This window comes from Streptomyces sp. PU-14G, assembly GCF_041028275.1.
In the GTDB taxonomy this organism is placed as follows: Bacteria; Actinomycetota; Actinomycetes; order Streptomycetales; family Streptomycetaceae; genus Streptomyces.
In genome coordinates this window covers 1-7,389 of record NZ_JASKYT010000315.1, presented here as the reverse complement: position 1 = coordinate 7,389, position 7,389 = coordinate 1, and the positions used below count along the sequence as shown (strand labels likewise).

The window sequence follows — 7,389 nt, the reverse complement described above, 5'->3', positions numbered from 1 at the left end:
GGTGTGGTCAGGGGTTACTTCCGCTGCCACACGTCCGAGAGGGTACTTGTGCCGGCCGCGGGGCCGACGACCGGCACAAGTACAGCCTCCGCACCCCGGGGAATGGGTGCCACTGCGGATGGCGGCAGCTGCGAGGCCGCACGATCGTGGAGAGGGAGTCGGCACCGGCTCTCCTGGGCCGCGGGCCGATGGCCACCGCTGCTGTCGTGCGTCGCCGCTGTGGGGACAGTGCGGGAGCGGGAGGGGGGAGGGAGTCATGGCCGGCCGCCACGGCAACGGTTTCCTGGACGAGATGGAGGCCCGGATGCGGAGTGAGGATCCGCGGTTCGCGCGCGCCATGGAGAGCGGCCGGCCGTGCCGGCCACGGGAGTACCGGCGCGGTGCCGCTTGGTCGTCCCTGGCTGTCGGCGTCACCCTGTTCGGCCTCGGCGTGGTGATCAGCGACGGCATACTCCTCACGTCCGGCCTCGTGGTGGCCGGGGCCGCCGGACACCTCTTCGACCCCGAGCGGCGCCGGCCGTCGCCTCCTGGCCAGGTGCGCGGCAACGGGCCTTCGGCGAGTTGAGCGCGCGGACCGAGCGACGCCCTTCTTCTCCCCTTGCGCGGTAGCAACATCACATCCGCGTCATTGTTCCTGCGCTACAATCCTTTGCCGAAGCATTACGCTCCATTGAGCGGGTGGATGCTTGCGTAAAGTCCTGGCAGCTGACGGCCACGGCACCGAGGGGGCGAGGGGGCCTGACATGAGTCAAGGGAGCCACGCCCTCTACCTGTCCGTCGCGGTGGTCAGTCGCCCACCGGCACCGCCACCCGTCCCGGCGCGCGTCGAGAACGCCGCGCGCGGCAGCGTGCCGGATACCTGCCGCCTGCGCTGCCGCTGACGCTCCCGGTTCCCCGGACCGCTGTCCCTGCCGGACCAGGCCAGGGGCGCGCACTGGGCGCGTGCGCCGACAGCGTACGGACGCCGTCCGGCCGGTCACGCCGCACGGGCCTCCCTCCGGGCAGGCAGAACAGGCATCTGCCGCTGCACAGCCGGAGCTGCTGCGACACCTGCTGCCCGCACACCCCGATCCGCGCCCTTCTGGAGCACGTCATGGAGCCCTCCATCCACACTCGCAAAACGTCGTTGCCCGGAGTCGGCACCCGCTACGACCTGGAAACCGGCGCCGGCCCCCACCTGTCGGTCGTCGTGCACCAGGACGGCCGGCGCATCCTCGCCTTCCACGACCCCGAGGACGACGACAGCTGCAAAGACGCGGCCACCCTGACACCGCACGAGGCGACCGTGCTGGCGAACCTGCTGACCGACCCGGTGGCCCATCTGCATCAGCACGTCGAGATCGACCTGGTCACCGAACACATCGAGGTCACCAAACGCTCGCCGTACGCAGGCCGCACGCTCGGCTCCACCCAGGCGCGTACCCGCACCGGCGCCTCCGTCGTCGCCGTTCTGCGCCGTACCGCGGCTGTCCCGTCGCCCACCCCGGACTTCCGCTTCGCCATCGGCGACACCCTCGTCGTCGTCGGAACCCGGGAAGGCGTAGACGCCGTCGCCGAACTGATCATCGGAGGATAGACGCCCGTGCACAACACCACCGCCATGCTCATCGAACTCGGGGCGATCATTCTCGCCCTCGGTCTCCTGGGGCGCCTCGCCGGACGTGTGGGTTTCTCACCCATCCCGCTCTACCTGCTGGCGGGCCTCGCCTTCGGCCACGGAGGCATACTCCCTCTCCAGGCGAGTGAGGAGTTCGTCGCCACCGGGGCCGAGATAGGCGTCATCCTGCTCCTGCTCCTGCTCGGACTGGAGTACAGCGCCTCCGACCTCGTCACCAATCTCAAGACGCAGTATCCGTCCGGAGCGGTCGACTTCGTACTGAACGCGCTCCCCGGTGCCCTCGCCGCGCTGATCCTCGGCTGGGGGCCGGTCGGTGCCGTGGCGCTGGCCGGGGTCACCTGGATCTCCTCCTCCGGCGTCATCGCCAAGGTCCTCGGCGACCTCGGACGCCTCGGCAACCGCGAGACCCCCGTCATCCTCGGCGTGCTGGTCATCGAGGACCTGGCCATGGCCGTCTACCTGCCGATCCTCACCGCGCTACTCGCCGGAGTCAGCCTGGCCGGCGGCTCCCTGACCCTGCTGATCTCGCTGGGCACGGTCGCCGCCGTTCTCTACCTGGCCCTGCGCCACGGGCGCCTGATCAGCAAGGCGGTCTCCTCCGACAACGCCGAGATGCTCCTCCTCGTCGTCCTCGGTCTGACCCTTCTGGTCGCCGGCATCGCCCAGGAACTCCAGGTGTCCGCGGCCGTCGGCGCGTTCCTCGTCGGCATCGCCCTGTCCGGAGAGGTCGCCGAGGGCGCCAGCAGCCTCCTCACCCCACTGCGTGACCTCTTCGCCGCCGTCTTCTTCGTCTTCTTCGGACTCTCGACCGACCCCGCGGACATCCCGCCCGTCCTCGTTCCCGCACTCGTCCTCGCCGTCGTCACCGCACTGACGAAGACCGCCACCGGGTGGTACGCGGCCCGCCGCGCCGGAATCAAGACCGCGGGCCGCTGGCGTGCCGGAGGCACCCTGGTGGCCCGTGGGGAGTTCTCCATCGTGATCGCAGGTCTTGCCGTGGGGGTCGAGCCCCGCATCGGTCCGCTGGCCACCGCCTACGTGCTCATTCTCGTCATCATCGGGCCGCTCACCGCCCGCTGGACCGAGCCCCTCGCCCGCCGCCTCACCCGCCGGCGCACCGCCGCGCAGGCCCCTGTCGCCCCGGCGGAACCCGCCGACATCGTCCGCACCAACAGCTGAGACAGGATCAGCGGTCCCCGGGCCCCGTCCGACGGCCGTGAGGGTGTGCGACGCTGGTGCCATGGAACGCGCCGCCGCCGAGTCGATAACGCCCGACCCGGCGCGCGCGATCCGTCTCGCGCTCACCACCCAGTCCTGGCTCGACCTGTCGTTCCTGCACTGGGCCCTCGATCCTGCGGATGTGGCTCCGCTGCTGCCGGCCGGGACCGTTCCCGACACCCTCGACGGGCTCACCTACGTCGGTCTGGTGGCGTTCCGGATGCACCGGGTGGGCTGGTTCGGGCTGCCGGGTGTCCCGTACTTCGGCACCTTCCCCGAGACCAACGTGCGTCTCTACTCGGTGGACCGGCACGGCCGACGCGGTGTCGTCTTCTGCTCGCTGGAGGCGTCGCGGTTGCTCCCTGTGGCCGTCGCGCGCAGCATCTTCCGGCTGCCGTACTTCTGGGCCAGTATGGCGATTCGCCGTGACGCGGACACCGTCAGCTATGTCAGCAGCCGACGCCGGCCCGGGCCGCGCGGGCTGGGCTGCCGGATCAGGGTGCGGGTCGGTGAGCGGATCGAGGAGCCAAGCGCCCTCGAACACTTCCTGACCGCCCGCTGGGGTATGCACAACAGTTTCTTCGGCCGACCGGTGTACATGCCCAACGCACACCCGCGCTGGCCGCTGCACCGGGCCGAACTGCTGGAGTGCGAGGACGAGTTGGTGACCGCAGCCGGATTGCCCACACCTGCTGGGCCACCGGTGAGTGTGCTGTACTCGCCCGGCGTGCCGGTCCGCTTCGGCCGCCCCGCGCGCCCGGGTGGTCTGCCCACCCCGTGACGGGCCCGGACGCGGAGGCGGCCTTGCCGACGAGCCGGCCGCCGGACCGTGTGGAGCCGCTATGGAGGCCGCTGGGCCGTGCGGAGCCGCTATGGAGGCCACTGGGCCGTGTGGAGCCGCCAAGCAGGGGCTTCCGGCTCGGTCCGCGGGCCGGGCGGTCCCTGGTGCGAAGGGTCTACGCGGGGCCTTCGAGCTGTTCGATGCCGTGGTTGAACTCGACCATCAGGGTGAGGAACTGCTGGGTCTTCTCCTCGGTCCATCCCGCCGCCTCGATGAGCCGGGCGGCCCCCGCACGGCTGATCGCCCGGTCCGCCTCCAAGCGCTCCAATCCGGAGGGGGTGGGCCGGAACCTGCGTGCGACGCCTCCGGCGGGGTCCGGGATGCGCTCCACGAGGCCTTGTCGGAGCATGGCGCTGACCTGCCGGTTGATGGTGGACACGTCGGCCTGGAAGGTGTGCGCCAGTTCCTTCAGCGTGAGCGGCTCGCCCGTCTCCAGCCGGGTGAGCAGGACGTAGGCCGAGCGGTCCAGACTCTGACCGATACGCGGGCCGCGCGAAGCGATGAAATGCCGGGACAGCAGAGTCAGCTCTCGTTCCAGGTCGCCCAGGCGGCGCTCCTGCTCGCTCGACTCCTTCATCGTGACCTTCTTTCCATGTCGTTTCAGTCCGCCGGTGTGCGCGCCCACGCCCCACTCTGAGCGGTCGCAGCGGAGGCGTTGCACGAGGATGCCTTGTGTATGTAACATGCACAATGTGTTCATGCAGCTCATCGCGTGCCGTGGGGACACCTCGGCCGCGAGATCGACGGTACAGACCTGTCACCTCACACCAGTCACCGAGCTCGGGGTTCTCCGTCTCGCCCCGGGGCGCGGAAACCCCGAGGATCATGGCACCCGCGCGTCGACAGGGGACCCCGCGCCCACCGGACGAGCCGGGGCCCGCGAGCGCCGCGCCGTGGCCCGGTCAGGCCGGTGATGCGCATGGGTGCGCCGCGCTGAGCCGCCCTCGGACCGCGACACCTCGGCCGAGCAGTGCTGGGCACGACAGGGGCGCCGAGTCGGCCCGGCTGTCGAACCTGGCCGGGGCGGGCCCGGTGAGCCGGTCGAGCCCTCACCGGCGACAGCTGCGTGACCACAGTACCCGTCGGCGTCACAGTACGTTACGGCGCGTCACAACGTGTCACGGATGGCCCGTGACCGCAGTGGTCTGCTGCCTGCGCCTCCTGCCCGCGCCAGAGGCGCGGAGGGCGGAGGCGCGGAGGGCGAAGGGCAGGGCCCGGGCCGTGCGGTCGTCGCCGCGTGCCCCTTCGGCGGCACTCGAACAACCCAGCTCGCCCACGGCGGGCTCCCTCTGAGCAAGGAGCGTTTCGTTGCCAGCCAAAGCCGTCCGCACAGCGGGGTCAGGGGCCGTCACTGCTGTGATCACCCTGAGCTGTGTCGTGATTTCGCTGATGCAGACCCTCATCGTGCCGATCATTCCCCAGCTGCCGCAGCTGTTGCACGCGGGACCTTCGAGCGCGTCCTGGGCGGTCACCGCGACCCTGCTGGCCGCGGCCGTGGTCACGCCCATCGCCGGGCGGCTCGGCGACATGTACGGGAAACGCAGGGTCATCATCGCGAGCTTGGCTCTGGTCGTGGTGGGCTCCGTACTCTGCGCCGTGTCGGACAGCCTGATACCGGTGGTCACAGGCCGGGCGTTGCAGGGCCTGGCCACCGGCGTCATACCGGTCGGGCTCAGCTTCCTGCGTGACGTGTTGCCCGCCGAACGGGTCGGCGGAGCCATCGCCCTGGTCAGCGCCGCTCTCGGCGTCGGCGGCGCCGTCGGCCTGCCGGCGTCGGCCGCTCTCGTGCAGTACGCCGACTGGCACGTGCTGTTCTGGTTCGCCGCAGGTCTGGGAGCGATCTGCCTCGCGCTGGTGGTGGCGCTGCTGCGGGAGTCCCCGAACCAGTCCCCGGGGCGCTTCGACGCACTCGGAGCCCTCGGCTTGTCCGTCGGCCTGGTGTGCCTGCTCCTGCCCGCCACCAAGGGCGGCAGCTGGGGCTGGGCCAGCGGCTCCACTCTCGGCCTGTTCGCCGGTGGCGCCGCGGTACTGCTGGTGTGGAGCTGGTACGAACTGCGCGTCGCGCATCCGCTGGTGGACCTCCGCGTCACCGCGCGCCGCCCCGTCCTGTTCACCAACCTGGCCTCTCTCCTGGTCGGCTTCGCCATGTACGCGACGTCGTTGGTACTGCCGCAGCTGCTCCAGTCGCCCTCCGCGACGGGGTACGGCCTGGGACAGTCCACACTGGCGGCCGGGCTGGCACTCGCACCGAGCGGGCTGATCATGATGGCCTTCGCGCCTCTCTCCGCCCGCATCACCGCCAGGCACGGCGCCCGCGTGACCTTGCTGACGGGCCTGTGCGTGATCGGTTTCGGATACGGTGCGGGGCTGCTGCTCATGGCCGAGGTCTGGCAGATCATCGTCATGTCGCTGATCGTCAGCGCCGGTGTCGGCATCGCCTACGCGGCGAGCCCGGCCCTGATCATGGGGGCGGTGCCCGCCAACGAGACGGCATCCGCCAACGGCATCAACTCACTGATGCGATCGGTCGGCACCTCGTCCTCCAGCGCGGTGATGGCCGCGATCCTCGCCAGTATGAGCACGCAGCTCGGCTCGGTCTCGGTGCCCACCGAGCAGGGCTTCCGCACGACCTACGTCGTCGCCATGGTCGCCGCGCTCCTCGGCATCGCCGTCACTCTCCTCATCCCCCGACCCAACCGTCCCGCTCCAGGGCGGCAGACCGCGGCGGCTCCCGCCGTCGGCGTCGCCCGCTGAACCCACAGGCCGACCGGCGGAGCGGCTGACCCCACAGGCCAACCGGCAGAGCGAAGGAAGCACAATCATGGAACGTCTCAAGGACAAGGTCGCGGTCGTCACCGGGGCGGGCAGCGGCATCGGCCGTGCCGCCGCGCAGCTGATGAGCCTCGAAGGCGCCCGCGTCGTGGTGGCCGACTACGACACCGCAGCCGCCGAGGAATCCGCCGCGCTCATCGCAAAGGACGGCGGACACGCCCTGGCGGTTACGGTGGACGTCACGGACGAGGACTCGATCGCCGGCATGATCGCCTCAGCCGTCCGCGAGTTCGGCGGCCTTCACGTGCTCTGCAACCACGTGGGCGGCACGAATCCGGGCGTCGACCTCGACGTACTGCGCATGGACATGGGCGAGTTCGACCGTGCCGTCGCCCGCAACCTGCGCAGCACACTCCTGGGTACCCGGCACGCTCTCCCGCACATGATCCGTGCGGGAGGCGGATCGATCATCAACACCGCGTCCGTCGCCGCGCTGGTCGGTGACGTCTTGCAGACGTCCTACGGGGCGGTGAAGGCCGCCGTGGTCAACATCACCAAGTCCACAGCCGTCCAGTACGGGCCTCAGAACGTGCGTTGCAACGCTGTCGCCCCCGGCGCGGTCGTGACCCCCGCGTTGGCGAACAACCTGCCCGCAGACGTCGTCGAGAGCCTCAAGAAGGGCAACGCTCTGCCCCGTCTCGGCTCGCCAGAGGACATCGGCCACACCATGGTCTTCCTCGCCTCCGACGAGTCCCGCTACCTCACCGGGCAGCTCCTGGTCGTCGACGGGGGGATGACGATGCAGTCGTCCGCCGCGCCCGGCCGCCGGGCTCAACTCCCCGCCTGAGCCGCGCTTTCTGACTGAGCCGCGGCTACAGAGCACAGGCGCATACACGCCCACACCACTCCTTCCCTCACTCACTCACTCACCCACCCACCC

8 protein-coding genes are annotated in these 7,389 nt (G+C 70.5%); 7 read left to right on the top strand and 1 reads right to left on the bottom strand.

All coding sequences use genetic code 11. From position 1 onward, the window contains the following. The first annotated feature begins 256 nt into the window (after positions 1-256). From AB8Z75_RS27240 to AB8Z75_RS27220, 5 genes are all read left to right on the top strand, one after another. Positions 257-565, top strand: coding sequence for a DUF3040 domain-containing protein (locus tag AB8Z75_RS27240; RefSeq protein WP_369206498.1), 309 nt, complete (start codon positions 257-259; stop codon positions 563-565). Positions 566-743: 178 nt separating this feature from the next. Beyond that, positions 744-881 (top strand): hypothetical protein, encoded by a 138-nt coding sequence (locus AB8Z75_RS27235; RefSeq protein ID WP_369206496.1) that lies wholly within the window; start codon positions 744-746, stop codon positions 879-881. A gap of 212 nt (positions 882-1,093) precedes the next feature. Next, positions 1,094-1,576: a cation:proton antiporter regulatory subunit gene (locus AB8Z75_RS27230; RefSeq protein WP_369206494.1), complete on the top strand. Its 483-nt coding sequence runs from the start codon at positions 1,094-1,096 to the stop codon at positions 1,574-1,576. A 6-nt stretch (positions 1,577-1,582) separates the two neighbouring features. Further along, a complete protein-coding gene (locus AB8Z75_RS27225) occupies positions 1,583-2,797 on the top strand; it encodes a cation:proton antiporter (RefSeq protein WP_369206492.1) in 1,215 nt (404 codons plus the stop codon). A 61-nt stretch (positions 2,798-2,858) separates the two neighbouring features. Further along, complete coding sequence (locus tag AB8Z75_RS27220; RefSeq protein WP_369206490.1) at positions 2,859-3,617, top strand: YqjF family protein; 759 nt, start codon at positions 2,859-2,861, stop codon at positions 3,615-3,617. Positions 3,618-3,792: 175 nt separating this feature from the next. On the opposite strand, the gene AB8Z75_RS27215 is transcribed toward AB8Z75_RS27220, so the two are convergent. Further along, positions 3,793-4,254 (bottom strand): MarR family winged helix-turn-helix transcriptional regulator, encoded by a 462-nt coding sequence (locus AB8Z75_RS27215; protein ID WP_369206488.1) that lies wholly within the window; start codon positions 4,252-4,254, stop codon positions 3,793-3,795. Between the two features lie 731 nt (positions 4,255-4,985). On the opposite strand from AB8Z75_RS27215, the gene AB8Z75_RS27210 reads away from it, so the two are divergent. Both AB8Z75_RS27210 and AB8Z75_RS27205 read left to right on the top strand, forming a co-directional pair. Further along, positions 4,986-6,431 carry an MFS transporter gene (locus tag AB8Z75_RS27210; RefSeq protein ID WP_369206486.1) on the top strand — a complete coding sequence of 482 codons (1,446 nt, stop codon included), beginning with the start codon at positions 4,986-4,988 and terminating at the stop codon, positions 6,429-6,431. A 67-nt stretch (positions 6,432-6,498) separates the two neighbouring features. Then, positions 6,499-7,296, top strand: a complete 798-nt coding sequence (locus tag AB8Z75_RS27205; protein WP_369206484.1) for an SDR family NAD(P)-dependent oxidoreductase — start codon at positions 6,499-6,501, stop codon at positions 7,294-7,296. Positions 7,297-7,389: the final 93 nt, after the last annotated feature.